The sequence below is a fragment of the Pseudoduganella sp. jia 12 genome, assembly GCF_055502675.1.
On record NZ_JBUXKP010000016.1, the window covers coordinates 55,208 to 72,288 of the forward strand.

Genomic DNA, 17,081 nt, shown 5'->3' on the forward strand with positions numbered 1-17,081 from the left:
GCATTGCACGAGCAAACAAGGAGAACCACATGCCAAGATTCGCAGCCAACCTGACCATGCTCTTCAACGAGCTGCCGTTCCTGGAACGCTTCAAGGCCGCCGCCGACGCGGGCTTCAAGGGCGTCGAGTACCTGTTCCCGTACCCGTTCGCCAAGGAAGAACTGGCGGCGCAGCTGGAGCAGCATGGCCTCACGCAGGTGTTGCACAACCTGCCGGCCGGTAACTGGGAAAAGGGCGAGCGTGGCATTGCCTGCCATCCGGACCGCGTGGAAGAGTTCCGCGAAGGCGTGGACCGGGCGATCGAATACGCCACCGCGCTGCGCTGCCGCACCGTGAACTGCCTGGTCGGCATCGCGCCCGCCGGCGTCACCGAGGAAGTGCTGCGCCAGACGGTCGTGGACAACCTGAAATACGCCGCGGCCAAACTGAAGGAAGCGGGCATCCGCCTGCTGGTCGAACCGATCAACACGTACGACATTCCCGGCTTCTACCTGAATCGCACCGAACAGGCGCTGCGCCTGCTGGACGACGTGGGCTCCGACAACCTGTTCGTGCAATACGACGTGTACCACGCCCAGCGCACCGAAGGGGAACTGGGGGCCACGCTGACGCGCCACCTGAACCGCATCGGCCACATCCAGGTGGCGGACAACCCGGGCCGCAATGAACCGGGTACCGGCGAGATCAACTACGGCTGGCTGTTCCGCCATATCGACAAGATCGGCTACGACGGCTGGATCGGCTGCGAATACAAGCCGGCCGGCGATACGCGCGAAGGCCTGAGCTGGCTGCAGGACGTCAAGTAAGCAGTACACGCAGTACACGCAGTACATATGGCAGCACCCCGGACAACTGAAGAGAACACAGAGGAGAACATCATGGCAAATATCGGATTCATCGGCCTGGGCATCATGGGCACCCCAATGGCGAAACACCTGGCGGACGCCGGCAACACGCTGTTCACGTACTCGCAGACCCCGACCCCGTCGAACCTCATCGAAGCCGGCGCCAACGTGTGCGCCTGCGGTACCGACGTGGCCAAGGCCGCCGACATCGTCTTCGTGATGGTGCCGGATACGCCGCACGTGGAAGACGTGCTGTTCGGCGAGCACGGCCTGTCGAAAGGCCTCACCGCCGGCAAGATCGTCGTCGACATGAGCTCGATCTCGCCGGTCGCCACGAAGGATTTCGCCAAGCGCATCAACGCGCTGGGCTGCGAATACCTGGATGCGCCGGTATCCGGCGGTGAAGTCGGCGCCAAGGCCGCTTCGCTGACGATCATGGTCGGCGGCAGCCCGGAAGCGTTCGAGAAAGTGAAGCCGCTGTTCCAGTTGATGGGCAAGAACATCACGCTGGTGGGCGGCAACGGCGACGGCCAGATCACCAAGGTGGCCAACCAGATCATCGTGGCGCTGACGATCGAAGCGGTCGGCGAGGCGCTGCTGCTGGCCGCCAAGGCCGGTGCCGATCCGGCCCGCGTGCGCGAAGCGCTGATGGGTGGTTTCGCCAATTCGCGCATCCTGGAAGTGCACGGCGAGCGCATGATCAAGCGCACGTTCGATCCGGGCTTCCGCATCGACCTGCACCGCAAGGACCTGAACCTGGCCCTGACGACCGCACGCCAGCTGAACATGTCGCTGCCGAACACCGCGACCGCACAGGAACTGTTCAACGCCTGCGCCGCGCGCGACGGCGGCGGCTGGGATCACTCGGCCATGGTGCGTGCCCTGGAAGTGATGGCCAACTTCGAGATCGGCCAGCAGGCAGGGAACTCGAAATGATCGCCGCGCCGCGTGAACTGTTAGGGGCAATGTTTACCGCCGCCGTGAACGCGGCGCAGCCATCGCTCACCATCGGCAAGTACCTGCCGCCCGCGCCCAAGGGCCGCACGATCGTCATCGGCGCCGGCAAGGCGTCGGCGGCGATGGCCCAGGCGCTGGAAAAAAACTGGCCGGGCAAGATCGACGGCATCGTCGTGACCCGCTACGGCTATGCCGTACCGTGCGAACGCATCGAGATCCTCGAAGCGGCGCACCCGGTGCCCGACGCGGCCGGCCGCATTGCGGCCGAGCGCATCCTCGGCGCCGTGCAGGGGCTGACGAGCGACGACCTGGTGATCTGCCTGATCTCCGGCGGCGGCTCTTCGCTGCTGCCGCTGCCGGGCGAGGGCGTTACGCTGGAGGACAAGCAGGCGATCAACCGCGCGCTGCTGGCCTCCGGCGCCACGATCACCGAGATGAACTGCGTGCGCCGCCATCTGTCCGCCATCAAGGGCGGCCGGCTGGCAGCGGCCTGCTACCCGGCGCGCGTGGTCAACCTGCTGATTTCCGACGTGCCGGGCGACCACCCGGCCGACATCGCCTCCGGTCCGACCGTGGGCGACGCGACGACCTGCGCGGATGCGCTGGCCATCGTCAAGCGCTATGGCATCGAGCTGCCCGCCGGCGCGCGCCGCCTGCTGGAAAGCGGCGATGGCGAAACGGTCAAGCCGGGCGACCGCCGCCTGGAAAACGTGACCACCCACATCATCGCCTCGCCGCAACAGGCGCTGGAAGCGGCTGCCGCCGTGGCCCGCGACGCCGGCGTGACGCCCGTGATCCTGGGCGACAGCATCGAAGGCGAGGCGCGCGAAGTGGCCCGCGTGATGGGCGGCATCGCACTGCAGGTCCATCGCCACGACCAGCCCGTGCCGAAACCGTGCGTGCTGCTGTCCGGCGGCGAAACCACGGTGACCCTGCGCGGCAATGGCCGCGGTGGCCGTAACGTGGAATTCCTGCTGGCCCTCGCGATCGCGCTCGACGGCGCGTCAAGCGTGCACGGCGTGGCTGCCGACACCGACGGCGTCGACGGCGCCGAGGAAGTGGCCGGCGCCTTCATCGGTCCGGGCACGCTGGCACGCGCCTGGGCCGGCGGTATCCGTCCCCGCGACAGCCTGGACAACAACGACGGGCATGGTTTCTTCGGCGCGCTGGGCGATGCGCTGATCACCGGCCCGACACTCACGAACGTCAACGATTTCCGGGCGATCCTGCTGCTGTAATAGCGCAGCCCCGATTCACAGCCTTGCTTCGGCTGTCCTGAACGCATAAAAAATATTTGGAGAACGCATGCTGCGCAAGCGCCGCTCACGGATTCTGGCTACCCTCGGGCCGTCCAGTTCCACGTACCAATCGATTCACGCGCTGGCGAAAGCCGGCGCCGATGTCTTCCGCCTGAACTTCAGCCACGGCAGCCATGCCGACCACGCCGAGCGCTATCGCACGATCCGTGAAGTCGAAAAGGAAATCGGCCGGCCGATCGGCATCCTGATTGACCTGCAAGGCCCGAAACTGCGCATCGGCCGCCTGTCCGGCGGCAAGGTGCAGCTCACGGAAGGAAAGAAATTCCGGCTCGACCTGAACCCGGCGGAAGGCGACGCGACGCGCGCCAACCTGCCGCACCCGGAAATCTTCGCCGCCCTGGAAGCGGGCACCGACCTGCTGCTCGACGACGGCAAGCTGCGCCTGCGTGTCGATGCGTGCAGCGCCGAACATGCCGAGACCACCGTGCTGACGGGCGGTGTGCTGTCCGACCGCAAGGGCGTCAACGTGCCTGGCGTGGTGCTGCCGATCTCGCCGCTAACGGAAAAGGACCGTGCCGACCTGGCATTCGGCCTGGAGCTGGGAGTGGACTGGGTAGCGCTGTCATTCGTACAACGTCCAGAAGACCTCACCGAGGCGCGCGCGCTGGTCGGCGACAAGGCCTGGATCATGGCCAAGCTGGAAAAGCCGGCGGCCATCGATGCGCTGGAAGGCATCGTCGCGCTGTCCGACGGCATCATGGTGGCGCGGGGCGACCTGGGTGTCGAACTGCCGGCCCACCAGGTGCCGGTGCTGCAGCGGCGCATCGTGCACGCGGCGCGGGCAGCCGGCAAGCCGGTCGTCGTCGCCACGCAGATGCTCGAATCGATGATCGCGTCGCCGGTGCCCACGCGTGCCGAAGTCTCCGACGTGGCCACCGCGATCTACCAGGGTGCCGACGCGGTGATGCTGTCCGCCGAATCGGCTTCGGGCCAGTTCCCGGTCGAAGCGGTGCTGGTGATGGACAACGTGATCACGGAAGTGGAACAGGACCCGCTGTGGCGCGACGGGCTCGACGCCAGCCATTCGCCATCGACGGCGACGACGGCGGATGCGATCTGCTGCGCGCTGCGCCGCGTCGACCGGCTGCTGAAACCGGCCGCCACGGTCACGTACACATTGAGCGGCGCAAGCTGCCTGCGCGCGAGCCGCGAGCGGCCGAACACGCCGATCCTGGCGCTGACGCCGCAACCGGCCATCGCCCGCCGCCTGGCCATCGCCTGGGGCGTGCATCCGATGCCGTTCGACGAAGCGACGACGCTGGGCGGCATGATCGCCGACGCGCCGGCCGCCGCCGTGCGCAGCGGGCTTGCCGCGCCGGGCGACGACGTGGTCGTCATTGCCGGGTATCCGTCCGGCGCCGCCGGCAGCACCAACCTGCTGCACGTGGTAAGGGTTGAGTAATTCGGCCGAGTAATGCGGTCGAATAGAAGTTTGTTGTTGTAAAGCGCTGTAGCTGTAGATGGGGGAAAGGACAGGTCGGGGGGCCTGTCCTTTTTTTACTTGATGTTCGCCGCCAGCTTTTCCCACACCGCCTTGCCGAAATCCGGGCGGCCATCCGGCGCGCGCAGGACCAGGAAGAACACGTCCCGCTTCACGCCCGTCGACATGTACATGAAGTAGGCGGGCTGGCCAGTGGTCCTGCTGATCATCGAGACCATCACGGCCGGATGCTTCGCGTCCTTGAACTGTTTTACCTGGACGTTGGTGGCCGATTCCTTCAGCTTGTTGATCGAACCCGGGTCGTCGATACCGTAGAAGACCTTGTAGCGCGCGTCGTAGGTGACGGTGGTGGCCATCGAGCCATACATGTAGCCATGGGCGGTCGGCAATTTTTCAGCGGTTGCCGTGGCGGCGTCGGCGGGGCGCATCCAGTACGAGTAACCGATCTGCTTGACGTTCGACTGCGCGTATTCCACCGGTACGGGTACGTTCAGGGCGATCGGCAGCGGCAGGCGCCCCTGCATGAATACGTTGATCGGCACATCGCGCGTCTGGACGGAAACCGCGGGAGCCGCGGGAGCCGCGGGCGCGGCAGGCGCTGCGCATGCCGCGGTGCTGGCGGCCAGGCCGGCCGCAAGGAAAAACAGTTTCATGGCAAACCCAGTCTTTCAGTTGTGGATGTATTTCGCGAACACGTCGCTGAAATCGCGCTTCGTGTGCGTGTCCAGCACGGCCGTGTTCAGTGCCGCCAGCAGCGCGTTGAATTGCGTGGTGAGGCTGCCGCCGTCCGGCGCGATATTGAGCTTGTGGACGGAAGCCGTGGCTTCCAGCGCGCGCAACGCATTGTCGCGGCACACCTCGTCGCACTGCTGCTGCTTCTGGATGGAGATCAGCGCCTTGTAGATATCCTTCAGCTGTTCGATGTACGATTTCTTCACATCGATGGAAAAATCCGTTTCATCGATGCTGAACTTCAGTTCGATATCCATATCCATGGTGCCGGCTGTTTCGATGGTGACGTCCGAGATTTCATGGGACGAGTAATCGTAGCGCTTGATGGAGCGCTTCGACGACACGGCCGAGTCGCCGTCCACGTGGATCAGTGCGAAGTTCGTGAAGCAGTATTCATCCTTCTTGCTCTTGATGAGGAAGAAAATCTGTTCGCCGTCTTCGCTGAACAGGTAATCGTCCGCATCGACCTTGCTGTAGTCGGCAGGCCCGACGATGACGCCGATATCGCTGATGCCCAGTGCCTCGGCTGCGAATTTCTTGAACATGATTGCCCTCGGGTGGTGAAAATGGCCACATTAACATTATTCGCTGATAAATAATATTGGCCGAGGGTGTGCCAGCCGGCGTTTTCGCCACCTGCGGGCGGTGAGGCCAGGTCAATGCTGCATCATCCGCGCGCCATCAGGCCGGCCATCACGTGGCGCGAATCCTCGGCCCGCAAGCCGGCGATCACGCCTTCGCGGTCCGCAGGCGACCGGTTCTGGCTGGCTTTCCACTTTCCCTCGATCGCGCGAACGGGAATCTCGATGCCGGCCAGGCCCTTGACCAGCGCGGCGACGAAGTCCGCCGGCGCATCGGTCGTCTTCCACGGATGGTCGCGGCCATCCTCATGATTGGCCGTGAGTTGTTCGAGTTGGGCCATGATCCAGTGCGCATCGTCGACGATGCGCGGCATACCGCGCGCCTGCACCATCGTGAAGTTCCAGGTGGGCACCACCTTGCCGTGTTCCGCCTTCGACGCATACCAGGAAGGCGACACATACGCTTCCGGTCCGTGGAAGATGACCAGCGCCTCCGCCCCTTCGCGCAGCGCATCGATCTGGCCATGATTGCGGCCCAGGTGGGCGCGCAGGATGCCATGCTTGCCGCCTTCGTGCAGGGTGAACGGCACGAGGTTGGCCATCAGGCCTGTGCTGCCGCAGGTAACGAGCGTGGCCAGCGGGTGGGCGCGCATCAGTCCGTGGAGAACATCCGGGCGATCCTCACGGAAGTGGTCGGGGCAGTGCATCGTGATTCCTTCATGTGGCGGTCGATGCATGGATTTTCGGATAAAACTGGACTAACATTCAGGGCCGGTTAGGCATGAAATCATTAGTCCAGTTTTACAAAGGCTACCATGGCAAGGCGCCAGCTCGTCATTGAAATACCCGCGCTGGGCGCGATCGACAGCACGCGTGGCGGCGTAGGGCGTCAGGTGGCCGATGCGCTGCGCGGTGCCGTCGCGAAAGGCGAGTTGAACGCCGGCGATCGCTTGCCATCCACCAGGGCCCTGGCCGGGTCGCTCGGGCTGTCCCGCGGCACCGTGGCCGAAGCCTATGACCAACTGATCGCGGAAGGGTACCTGCATGCGCAACCCGGCTCCGGCACGCGCGTCGCCGCTGGCTTGCAGGGACTGGATTTCACCGCGCCGCGTTCCCCCGGCATGGCTGCGGGCGGCAAGCCACAGCTGCCTTCGACGGCATCGCGCCATGCCACGCTTGCGGACAGCCTCGTGCCCTTGCCGCAGGTTCCCTTTTCGGTGTCCGTGCCGCACGGCGACGTGGCGATGGACGACCACTGGCGCCGGCTCGGCAACCGGGTGCGTGCGTCGCGGGCGGCCGTGCCGTCCGGCTATCCGCACCCGCAGGGCTTGCCGGCCTTGCGCGAAGCCATCGCGGACTACCTGCGGCGGGCACGCGCCGTGGACACCAACCCCGGGAACATCGTCGTGACCGAGGGAACGCAGCAGGGCCTGTACCTGGCCGCCAAGGTGCTGCTGTCCCCCGGCGAAGCGGCATGGGTCGAAGATCCGGCATATCCCGGACTGACGGCGGTGCTCGAGGACCGCGGCGTCCACGCAAGGCGAATACATGTGGATTCGCAGGGGATGGATGTGGCGCATGCGGTGCGCAGCGCGCCCGATGCCGGGGTGGCTTTCGTGACGCCGTCGCACCAGTACCCGATGGGCATGCCGCTTTCGATGCCGCGGCGGCTGGCGCTCGTCGAGTGGGCGCGGCGGCACGATGGCTGGATCGTCGAAGACGACTACGACAGCGAATTGCGCTATGCGGGCCAGCCCTTTCCGGCCATGCAGGGACTGGACCGCGACAGGGTGGTCTACCTCGGCACCTTCAGCAAGGTACTGGCGCCATCGCTGCGCCTCGGTTACATCGTGGCGCCCGACTGCCTCGTGGACGCGTTCGTCGGGGCACGGGGTCTCGTGGGGCGGGGCTCGCCGACCCTGGAACAGCATGTGATCGCGGCGTACATGAAGGAGGGCTATTTCGAGACGCACATCCGGCGCATCCGCGGCATCTATGCCGAGCGGCGCCAGGTGCTGATGGATGCGCTGCATGCCGAACTGCCCGGCTTGCGCATCGAGCCGGCCGACCAGGGCATGCATATCGTGGTGTGGCTGCCGGATGGCATGGACGATGTGGCCGTCGCATCGGCGGCAAACGATGCGGGCATCGCGTTGCGCGCGCTGTCGCCCATGGGCTCCGCCAGTTTGCGTCATTCGGCGCTGATGCTTGGCTTTGGCGGTTTCACCGCGCAGGAGCTGCGGGATGCCGTGCGGCGGTTGCGCCGCGTGCTGGCGGGGCTGTACGATGCGCGGCTGTTTCAATCGCCAGGCTTGCCCTGACACTTTTTTTGCGTTCGTTCCGTCCCATGTCGAATTTCATCCGTCCAGTTTCCCGCCACGCCGTGCTGCGGCCGCTGTCTGCCGACGACTTGCCGGCACTGCTGCAAATCCAGCTGGCCTGCTATGGCCCCGGCTTCATCGAGAGCGCGGATGTCTACGCGCGGCGCCTGGCCAGTCCGGTGAACTGTTCGCTCGGCTGCGAACTCGATGGGCAGCTGTGCGCTTACCTCGCGGCCTACCGCTCGGTGCAGGGCAAGGTCACGCCATTGCATGGCGATTTCCTTGTTTCGCCGGTGGTGCCCGACACGCTGTATGTGCATGACATGGCCGTAGCGCCGACCCAGGGAGGACAAGGAATCGCGCACGCGCTGCTGGAACTGCTTTTCGCGCAGGGCAGGGCAGCGGGCCTGCACCATTCCGCGCTGGTGTCCGTGCAGGGGACGCAGGCTTACTGGGCGCGCCATGGTTATGTCGCCCAGCCGCTGGACGATGCGGAGGAAGAGGTCCAGTTGGCCAGTTATGGCGATGGGGCCGTATATATGCTGCGGCCACTTGCATCGGTGTGACCGGCGAAGCGTCGTACCCGCTGCCTCCAGCATCTTCAATGGTCGTCCATGTCCGCCTGCAACATCGCGCCCAGTGCATCGAAACGTTGCTCCCACATCTGGCGGTTGAGCGCCACCCAGGCCGCCAGAACATCCAGCCCATGATGGTCGAGCTCGCAGATTCGAACCCGGCCGACCTTGCGCGTCTGTAGCAATCCACAGGCCTGCAATACGCGCAGGTGCTGGGAGATGGCGGTCAGCGTTACGCCTAGCGCCGAGGCCAGGGAACTGACGGTCTGCGGTCCCTGCGTGACCAGTCGGACGATCGCGCGGCGGCTAGCGTCTCCCAGCGCGGCGAACACCTGGTCCACCGCGTCCGGCTGCATTGCTTTTGCTTGCTGCACGTTGGCCATTTATTCGACCGCCAGGGCGGCATGCAGCTGATCCAGCAACTGCTGCCAGCCGGCCCGCCGCAGTTCCGGGCCGTCCGCACTGCTGTCATACATCGCCTGGTGGGTGAAGACCAGGCGCGTCGAGTCCGGACCATCGATGAAAAACTCGAAGGTATGCAGCGAGGCGGAAAAACGCCGCCCGCCCATCGCCATCGTGGCGGCGATGACGATGCGATGCTGCGGCACGATATCGAGGAAGTAGCCTTCCGATTCGAGCGCCACGCCGGCGAACGGCGTACCGGGCTTGAAGCGATAGCGCGCCAGTTCGCGCCCGCCAACGTCGAACTGCATGTCGAACTGTTCGATCTCATGCTGTGCGCCTTCGGCAAACCAGCGCTGCTTCTTGCTCGGATCGCTGAACGCCTGGTATACCCGCGCCAGTGGGACGGCAAAGGTGCGCGCCAGGGTGAAGGTATCGAACTGTGCTGGCTCAGTCATGATCGGCCTCGTATAGTGAAGTGAAGGCTTCAGTTTAGAGGTGGTGGATTGTGAAGTCAATACTTCACTAATATGGGCTGCCCATGTTGCTGGACCACGATCCAGAGGTGGCATTATTCCGGCTCAGCCGTGGAGAGGGTCGGACGGGTTGGATAGGATGACCAGTGATGGTGGAGTTTTTGCTTCCACAACTCGCCATGCTCAGTTAAACGGTATGGTTTGGCTAGCAGCAGACGTTGAAGCGGTAGTGAAGTGCCCATGGATCCAATAACCGTCGCGAGGAGCCCCACCATGCGAAATTACCTCATTTTGATGCTGCTCTGTGCTGTCCACCTTCCCGGACTATGCAGCCCGAAGCAACCGCCCCGTGATATCAGGATCTTCGCCGCGAATGCCGCGGCCTGCGAGCATCTCGGCGGCGAGTACGATGGCGAATTGGCGGCAGGGCAAAAGCGGGACATAGAGCGGAACATCCGGAAATACTGCGGTGCGGCCAGCCGGCAGTTACCCATCTTGCGAAAGAAATACAGGCACGATGCCGCGATGTTCGAGACCATCGAGCGCCACGTCAACGAAGCCGTCACGGACTATCGCTAGTTCGTAAAAGGCAGGCATGCCGCCCGGGCGACCAGGCTTAAGACAACAAAAAAGCCCGCCTCTCGCGAGGACGGGCTTTCATCACCAAATCGGAACGCTTAATCCAGCAGATCGAACAGCGAGCGGGCAACCACCTTGGTCGCGCGGCGCAGGTCTTCCAGCACGATGTGCTCGTCGCCGCGCTTGGCGTTCGATTCGGACACGGTGCGCGGGCCGGCGCCGTACAGCACGGCAGGGATGCCGGCTTCGCCGAACAGGCGGGCGTCCGTGTACAGTGGGGTGCCTGCTGCGCCGATCTCTTCGTCGAACACGGCGGTGGCATGGCGCGACAGGGCGTCGACCAGCGGGGCGTTGCCCGGCAGCGGCTGCAGCGCCTTGGACAGCAGCATCTGGCGGATCTCGATCGTCACGCCTTCGCAGTCGGCCACGGCATCCTTCATCACGCGATGCAGCTTGGCTTCCACTTCGGCCGGGTTTTCTTCCGGGATCATGCGGCGGTCGACCTTCATGACGACCTTGCCCGGCACCACGTTCGTGTTCGTGCCGCCTTCGATCAGGCCGATGTTCACGTAAGGGTGGTTGATGCCCTTGACGCTGGAACGCACTTCCTTGTACTGGCGGTTCTGGTCGTACAGCGCGGTCAGCACCTTCGTGGCGGCTTGCAGCGCGTCGACGCCGGTTTCCGGCACGGCCGCGTGGCCCGACTTGCCGTGCACCGTGACTTCCATCTGCAGGCAGCCGTTGTGCGCGGTCACGACCTGGTAGCTGAAGCCGGCGGCGATCAGCACGTCCGGTTTCACCAGCTTGTTTTCCAGCAGGAAGCCCGGGCCCAGTTCGCCGCCGAATTCCTCGTCGTAGGTGAAGTACAGTTCGACGCCGCCCTTCAGCGGCTTGCCCAGCGATTCCAGCGCGCGGGTGGCGAACGTGAACGTGGAGAAGTCGCACTTCGACACGGCGGCGGCGCGGCCATACAGCTTGCCGTCGACGACGTCGCCGCCGTACGGGTTCTGCGTCCAGCCTTCGCCCGGCGGCACCACGTCGCCGTGGGCGTTCAGGCCCACGGTGCGGCCTTCACCGTACTTGCGGCGCACGACCAGGTTCGTGATCGTTTCCAGCCCCGCTTCGCGGGTGCGCTCGGCCGGCACGGCGTGCTGCTCGGCTTCGAAACCGAATTCCTTGAGCAGTTCGGCGGTGCGCTCGGCGTGCGGCGCGTTGTTGCCGGGTGGCGTGTCGGTCGGCACCTGCACCAGCGCCTGCAGGAAGCGCACCTGCTCGTCGAAATGCGCGTCGATCCACGCGTCCAGGGATTCGTATGGGGAAGAAGTCGTCGTGTTCGTCGTCATGTCAGGTCCGAAGCAAGTTGGTTGAGGAGGTTCTGGAATGCGCGCACGCACAGTTCCGTATCGTCGTTGGTGACCGATTCCAGCGGGTTGTGGCTGATGCCGCCATTCAGGCCGCGCAGGAACAGCATCGCCTGCGGCATCACGCGGTGCAGCATCATCGCGTCGTGGCCGGCGCCGCTCGGCAGGCGGAAGACGGGCAAGCCCAGCGCTTCGACGGCGCTTTCCCAGCGCAGGCGCCATTCCGGCGCGCACGGTGCGGCATCGGCCTGCATCGTTTCTTCCAGCGTGTACTGCAGGCCGCGGCGTTCGCAGATGGCCTTCAGTTCGTTGCGGATGTCTTCGGCGGCGGCGTCGCGCACCTCGTTCGTCGTGGCGCGCACGTCGAGGCTGAAACGGCAGCGGCCTGGCACCACGTTGATCGAGCCGTTCGGCACTTCCAGCATGCCCACGGTGGCGACCAGGTCGTCGACCGAACCGCCGCGCTTTTCGGCGTACAGCACCAGTTCGGCCGCGGCGGCCGCGGCATCGCGGCGCATCGTCATCGGCGTGGTCCCCGCGTGGCTGGCCATGCCGGTGATCTGGCCCACGTAGCGCACGCTGCCGTTGATCGACGTGACGATGCCCAGCGGCAGGTCGAGGGCGTTCAGCACGGGGCCCTGCTCGATGTGGGTTTCGATGAAGCCGAGGTAGCGCGACACATCGCGTTTCAATGCATCGATGGCGGAAATGTCCAGGTCCGCATTGGCCATGGCCGCGCGCATCGGCACGCCGTTGGCATCGAGCTGGTCGAGCCAGCCCTTGTCGAATTCACCCGTCAGCGCGCCGGAACCGAGGAACGTGGCCTTGTAGCGCTGGCCTTCTTCTTCGGCGAAGCCGACGACTTCGATGCCGTAGGGCAGGCGGCGGCCGGCCAGGTGCAGTTCGCGCACGCACGCCATCGGCACGAAGATGCCCAGGCGGCCGTCGTACTTGCCGCCGTTGCGCACGGTGTCGTAATGGGAGCCGGTCAGCAGGCGTTTCGCCTGGGGATCCGCACCGTGCTCATTGCCGCCAAAGTAAACGCCGACCACATTGCCCACGGCATCGATCGTCACTTCGTCGAAGCCGCATTCGTCACGCATGCGGGCCGCCAGTTCGCGGGCGCAGGCACGGTGCGCGTCCGTCAGGTAGGTCACGCACAGTTCGCCGCGCTCGGCGTAGCCGGCTTCGCTGTGGCACGCGAGCTGCTCGTGCCAGTCCCACACGAGGTTGCCCAGCGTGGGTTCGGTGGCGAACTTGTCGTTCAGGCGGATCTCGGCGATGCGGTGGATGTTGCGCAGCGCTTCGTCGAACTCGTACTCCACCGGATTGTTCAGGCGGCGCGAGAAGATGGCCATGATTTCGTAGCGGTTCATGCCCAGGCCGCGCGGCCCGCGCACGGCCAGGATGAACGGGAAGCCGAACTTGGCGTTGTAGTCCGCGTTCAGTTTCTGGATGCGTTCGAATTCCTCGGGCGTGCAATCCGTCAGGCCGGCCTTGCTTTGCTCGTTCGTGGATTCGGCGGTCAGCGATTTCGTGACCATCGCCTTGCCGGCCAGCTCCGGGTGGGCCTTGATCAGGCCGAGGCGGGCTTCCTGCGGCGACTCGCGCAGCGTTTCGATCAGCGAACGCTTGAGTTGCGCGAGGCTGCTGAAAGGCCGGGCGTGCCAGGTCTGTTCGGCGATCCACGGTGAATGTTCATACACGCCGTCGAGCAGGGCCGTGAATTCGGCCTGCGTGGCGTTGTTCAGTTGTTCCAGGGTCAGCATTGGGGTCTGCATATTATTCCCACGCGAATGCGGTGTCGGGGTTGAATGGATGCGCCTCTTTCCAGTGGCGCGCGATATCGATGCGGCGGGCGACCCAAACCTGGTCATGCTGGCCGATATAGTCGAGGAAGCGCTGCAGCGAGCGCATGCGGCCGGGACGGCCCAGCAGGCGGCAGTGCATGCCGATGCTCATCATGGTCGGCGTCTCTGCACCTTCCTCGTAATGCACGTCGAACGCATCCTTCAGGTACTGGAAGAATGGATCGCCGTGCGAATAGCCCTGGGGCAGGGCAAAGCGCATGTCGTTGCAGTCCAGCGTGTACGGCACCACCAGCTGCGGCGCCTGCGTGCCGTCGGTCTTGCGCACGTTGAGCCAGAACGGCAGGTCGTCGCCGTAGTAATCGCTGTCGTATTCGAAGCCGCCGTAATCGGCGACCAGGCGGCGCGTGTTCGGACTGTCGCGGCCCGTGTACCAGCCCAGCGGGCGCGAACCGGTCAGCTTCTGGATCGCCTCCATGCCGCGCGCCATGTGCTCGCGCTCGATGGCTTCTTCCACGTTCTGGTAGCTGATCCAGCGCCAGCCATGGCAGGCGATCTCGTGGCCCAGTTCCACGAAGGCGGCCGTCACGTCGGGGCAGCGCTCGAGCGCCATGCCCACGCCGAAGATCGTCAGCGGCAGGCCGCGCTTCTCGAACTCCTTCAGGATGCGCCACACGCCCACGCGCGAGCCGTATTCGTAGATGCCTTCCATCGACAGGTGGCGGTCGGGGAACGCGGCCGGCGCGAACATCTCGGACAGGAACTGCTCGCTGCCGGCGTCGCCGTGCAGCACGGAATTCTCGCCGCCTTCTTCATAGTTCAGCACGAACTGCACGGCGACGCGCGCGCCGTTCGGCCAGTTCGCCTGCGGCCGGTCGCGGCCGTATCCTTTCAGGTCGCGGGGATAGAGTGGATTCATGGTTGCTTTTCTTCTATCGGTTGAGGATTTCAGCCAGGTCCACCTGCTGTGGATCCAGGTTCAGGTTGTGTTGCACGTTGACGAGGTGCTTGCCGACCAGCCGCACCGCCGCCTTCACGTCGCGCCGCTCGAACGCGTCGACGATCGCCACGTGTTCACTGTGCGACTCGCCGGCCGAATGCGACGACTGGTGCATCAGCGCGATCAGCGACGACCGTGTCAGCAGTTCGCTCAGCATCTGCGTCAGCACTTCGTTGCCCAGCATGCGGGCGACCACGAGGTGGAAATCGGCCAGCAGGCGCGTGCGCCCCGGCACGGCCGCATCGTTCACCGCCGCGCTTTCCAGCGCGAGGTGCTCGCGCAACTGGCGGATCTGCTCGTCCGTGATGGTGGCGCACAGCCGTTTCGTGACGGCCGTCTCGAGGATGCTGCGCATCTCGAACACGTCGCGCGCTTCCTCGGCGGAAGGGGTGGCGACGAACGCGCCGCGCGCCGGTTCCAGCACCACGAGCCGGTCGCGGCTCAGCTGGTTCAAGGCTTGCCGGACGACGGTGCGCGACACCTCGAAGAGGTCGCCGATCTTCTGTTCCGACAGCTTGGTGCCCGGCATCAGCCGGCGTTCGGCGATCGCGGCGGTGATCGAATCGACGATGCGCTGGGTGGCGCCCGCGGCCGGCGCATGCGCATCCGGTGCCAGCGTGGCGGGAACGATCTTCAGTTGGGTAGGGGATCTGGCCATGAATATCGGGTGGTCGGAACATAAACTGGTTGACATCGGAAACAGAGTGTATACACTTTTCAAAAAAAGAAAAGCAAAAAGTGTATGCAATCCGTGACTGCGCGCTGTCGCCAGCGAGTACAATCCGGTGCATTTCAACCAACACCGGCAATCCTGCCGGCCAACTCGAGAAAAGGAGCCCCATGGGACATTTAAGTACCCACGTACTGGACACGATGAACGGCTGCCCCGCAGCCGGCATGCGTGTGCAGCTGCAGCGCATCGATGGCGACACCGTCACCACGGTCAAGAGCCTGGTGCTGAATGCCGACGGCCGTAACGACGGCGGTCCGCTGCTCAACGCCGAAACGATGGCGGTCGGCCGCTATCGCCTCGTGTTCTCGGTGGCCGAATACTTCCGCGGGCGCGACGTGCGCCTGCCGGAACCGGCCTTCCTGGACGAGGTGCCGCTCGACTTCGGCATCGCCGACGCCGCCGGCCACTACCACGTGCCCCTGCTGGTCAGCCCGTGGTCGTATTCGACTTACCGTGGTTCTTGAGCCACAAACCGTAATAAGTTAGACGACGTATATCCAGCTTAGACTGGATCGTATACAGTTATTAGTGTCGCCGCGGAGCACACCGGTACCGCCCCAAGCGTTGCCGATGGATGCGATGATTTGCCCCACACAGAGCCCGCTGTGGTGAGGGGACAGTACGGTGATCACACCGTGCTTCTCTGCTTGTTTGAGGCTCTATGGATATGTATTTGATGGACTGGGTCAACCTGCTTCTGCGCTGGACCCACGTCATTACCGCGATCGCCTGGATCGGCGCATCGTTCTACTTTGTTTTCCTCGACAACAGTCTCGAGAAGCCCACCGCGCCGGATCTCGTCGCCAAGGGCGTCGACGGCGAATTGTGGGCCGTCCACGGCGGTGGTTTCTACCACCCGCAGAAATACCTCGTCGCTCCCAAGTCCATGCCGGACCACCTGCACTGGTTCTACTGGGAGAGCTACGCCACCTGGCTGTCCGGTTTCGGCCTGTTCACGGTGCTGTACCTGTTCAACGCCGGCACGTTCATGGTCGACAAGTCGGTCTACGACTGGGCTGCGCAGAGCGCCGTCATCGGTGCACTGGCCTTCCTGGTCGTGTTCTGGCTGATCTACGACACCATCTGCCGTTCCCTCGGCCGCACCAAGAACGGTGACATGAAGGTGGGCCTGATCGTGTTCGGCTTCGTGGTCTTCGCCTCGTGGCTGGCCTGCCAGCTGTTCGCCGGCCGTGCAGCGTTCCTGCTGGTGGGCGCGATGATGGCGACGGCGATGAGCGCCAACGTGTTCTTCTGGATCATTCCTGGCCAGCGCAAGGTCGTGAAGCAGCTGAAGGCCGGCGAGCCGGTCGACCCGATCTACGGCTGGCGCGCCAAGCAGCGTTCGGTGCACAACACCTACTTCACGCTGCCGGTGCTGTTCGCCATGCTGTCGAACCACTACGGCTTCCTGTACTCGGGTGAGCACAACTGGATCGTGCTGGTCCTGATGATGATGACGGGCGCCCTGATCCGCCACAGCTTCGTGGCCCGCCACAAGGCACTGGTGCACGGCAAGCGCGTTCCCTGGGAACACGCGTTCGGCGGTACCGCCGCCATGGTCGCGCTGATCATCTGGCTGGTGCCCGCACCGCAAGCCGAGGTACCGGTCGAAGCGGCCGCGCCTGTCGCCACCGATGGCGCCACCGCCGCGGTCGAGCAAAGCCCGTTCGCCAAGGTGAAGACCGTGGTCGACCAGCGCTGCGTGATGTGCCACTCGGCGACGATGCAGAGCAAGGGCATCCGCCTGGACTCCACCGGCGAGATCAAGCGCCATGCGCAGGCCCTGTACCAGCAGGCCGTGGTGGCGAAGCTGATGCCGCTGAACAATGCGACCAACATGACGCCCGGCGAGCGCGACTTGCTGAAGAAATGGTATGAGGATGGCGCCAAGACGGAGTAAGCCGTCGTGATGTCACGCAGTTCATACACCAACCAAAGCAAAAGCAAAAGC

18 protein-coding genes are annotated in these 17,081 nt (G+C 64.7%); 9 read left to right on the plus strand and 9 right to left on the minus strand.

Annotation, left to right across the window (positions count from 1 at the left end):
- Positions 1-29: 29 nt before the first annotated feature.
- The 4 genes from hyi to pyk all read left to right on the plus strand — a co-directional run bounded on the left by hyi (position 30) and on the right by pyk (position 4,523).
- Positions 30-806, plus strand: coding sequence for a hydroxypyruvate isomerase (hyi, locus tag ACY65G_RS27510; RefSeq protein WP_465000463.1), 777 nt, complete (start codon positions 30-32; stop codon positions 804-806).
- Positions 807-878: 72 nt separating this feature from the next.
- Positions 879-1,781: a 2-hydroxy-3-oxopropionate reductase gene (locus tag ACY65G_RS27515; RefSeq protein WP_465000464.1), complete on the plus strand. Its 903-nt coding sequence runs from the start codon at positions 879-881 to the stop codon at positions 1,779-1,781.
- Complete coding sequence (locus tag ACY65G_RS27520; RefSeq protein WP_465000465.1) at positions 1,778-3,040, plus strand: glycerate kinase type-2 family protein; 1,263 nt, start codon at positions 1,778-1,780, stop codon at positions 3,038-3,040. Before ACY65G_RS27515 ends, ACY65G_RS27520 begins: the two co-directional genes overlap by 4 nt.
- A 67-nt stretch (positions 3,041-3,107) precedes the next feature.
- Complete coding sequence (gene pyk, locus ACY65G_RS27525; RefSeq protein WP_465000466.1) at positions 3,108-4,523, plus strand: pyruvate kinase; 1,416 nt, start codon at positions 3,108-3,110, stop codon at positions 4,521-4,523.
- Between the two features lie 95 nt (positions 4,524-4,618).
- Here the strand turns inward: pyk and ACY65G_RS27530 are convergent, their stop codons facing one another.
- The 3 genes from ACY65G_RS27530 to ACY65G_RS27540 all read right to left on the minus strand — a co-directional run bounded on the left by ACY65G_RS27530 (position 4,619) and on the right by ACY65G_RS27540 (position 6,582).
- Positions 4,619-5,215, minus strand: coding sequence for a hypothetical protein (locus ACY65G_RS27530; protein WP_465000467.1), 597 nt, complete (start codon positions 5,213-5,215; stop codon positions 4,619-4,621).
- A 15-nt stretch (positions 5,216-5,230) separates the two neighbouring features.
- Positions 5,231-5,839: a PH domain-containing protein gene (locus ACY65G_RS27535; protein WP_465000468.1), complete on the minus strand. Its 609-nt coding sequence runs from the start codon at positions 5,837-5,839 to the stop codon at positions 5,231-5,233.
- A 122-nt stretch (positions 5,840-5,961) separates the two neighbouring features.
- Positions 5,962-6,582 (minus strand): FMN-binding negative transcriptional regulator, encoded by a 621-nt coding sequence (locus ACY65G_RS27540; RefSeq protein ID WP_465000469.1) that lies wholly within the window; start codon positions 6,580-6,582, stop codon positions 5,962-5,964.
- 108 nt (positions 6,583-6,690) lie between these two features.
- Here ACY65G_RS27540 and pdxR point away from each other — a divergent pair, with 108 nt between their 5' ends.
- Together pdxR and ACY65G_RS27550 are read left to right on the plus strand one after the other, a co-directional pair.
- Positions 6,691-8,196, plus strand: coding sequence for a MocR-like pyridoxine biosynthesis transcription factor PdxR (pdxR, locus tag ACY65G_RS27545; RefSeq protein ID WP_465000470.1), 1,506 nt, complete (start codon positions 6,691-6,693; stop codon positions 8,194-8,196).
- Between the two features lie 26 nt (positions 8,197-8,222).
- Positions 8,223-8,762 carry a GNAT family N-acetyltransferase gene (locus ACY65G_RS27550; RefSeq protein ID WP_465000471.1) on the plus strand — a complete coding sequence of 180 codons (540 nt, stop codon included), beginning with the start codon at positions 8,223-8,225 and terminating at the stop codon, positions 8,760-8,762.
- A 35-nt stretch (positions 8,763-8,797) separates the two neighbouring features.
- Here ACY65G_RS27550 and ACY65G_RS27555 read toward each other — a convergent pair whose 3' ends face one another.
- Entirely contained in the window at positions 8,798-9,154 is a 357-nt protein-coding gene (locus ACY65G_RS27555; RefSeq protein ID WP_465000472.1) for an ArsR/SmtB family transcription factor, read from the minus strand.
- The gene (locus tag ACY65G_RS27560; RefSeq protein WP_465000473.1) at positions 9,155-9,631 is read right to left on the minus strand and encodes an SRPBCC domain-containing protein; all 477 of its coding nucleotides are present in this window, start codon (positions 9,629-9,631) and stop codon (positions 9,155-9,157) included.
- A gap of 291 nt (positions 9,632-9,922) precedes the next feature.
- Between ACY65G_RS27560 and ACY65G_RS27565 the strand changes: the two genes are divergently transcribed.
- Positions 9,923-10,228 (plus strand): hypothetical protein, encoded by a 306-nt coding sequence (locus ACY65G_RS27565; protein WP_465000474.1) that lies wholly within the window; start codon positions 9,923-9,925, stop codon positions 10,226-10,228.
- Positions 10,229-10,326: 98 nt separating this feature from the next.
- Here the strand turns inward: ACY65G_RS27565 and ACY65G_RS27570 are convergent, their stop codons facing one another.
- The 4 genes from ACY65G_RS27570 to ACY65G_RS27585 are packed head-to-tail and all read right to left on the minus strand — an operon-like array spanning position 10,327 to position 15,055.
- Positions 10,327-11,571: an ArgE/DapE family deacylase gene (locus tag ACY65G_RS27570; RefSeq protein ID WP_465000475.1), complete on the minus strand. Its 1,245-nt coding sequence runs from the start codon at positions 11,569-11,571 to the stop codon at positions 10,327-10,329.
- The gene (gene uraD / locus ACY65G_RS27575; RefSeq protein WP_465000476.1) at positions 11,568-13,358 is read right to left on the minus strand and encodes a 2-oxo-4-hydroxy-4-carboxy-5-ureidoimidazoline decarboxylase; all 1,791 of its coding nucleotides are present in this window, start codon (positions 13,356-13,358) and stop codon (positions 11,568-11,570) included. The genes ACY65G_RS27570 and uraD overlap by 4 nt, the downstream gene beginning before the upstream one ends.
- Positions 13,359-13,371: 13 nt before the next feature.
- Positions 13,372-14,316 carry an allantoinase PuuE gene (gene puuE / locus ACY65G_RS27580; RefSeq protein WP_465000477.1) on the minus strand — a complete coding sequence of 315 codons (945 nt, stop codon included), beginning with the start codon at positions 14,314-14,316 and terminating at the stop codon, positions 13,372-13,374.
- Positions 14,317-14,329: 13 nt separating this feature from the next.
- Positions 14,330-15,055, minus strand: a complete 726-nt coding sequence (locus tag ACY65G_RS27585; protein ID WP_465000478.1) for a GntR family transcriptional regulator — start codon at positions 15,053-15,055, stop codon at positions 14,330-14,332.
- Positions 15,056-15,237: 182 nt separating this feature from the next.
- Between ACY65G_RS27585 and uraH the strand changes: the two genes are divergently transcribed.
- Both uraH and ACY65G_RS27595 read left to right on the plus strand, forming a co-directional pair.
- Complete coding sequence (gene uraH / locus ACY65G_RS27590) at positions 15,238-15,594, plus strand: hydroxyisourate hydrolase (RefSeq protein WP_465000479.1); 357 nt, start codon at positions 15,238-15,240, stop codon at positions 15,592-15,594.
- A gap of 197 nt (positions 15,595-15,791) precedes the next feature.
- Entirely contained in the window at positions 15,792-17,030 is a 1,239-nt protein-coding gene (locus tag ACY65G_RS27595; protein WP_465000480.1) for a urate hydroxylase PuuD, read from the plus strand.
- The last annotated feature ends 51 nt before the right edge of the window (positions 17,031-17,081 follow it).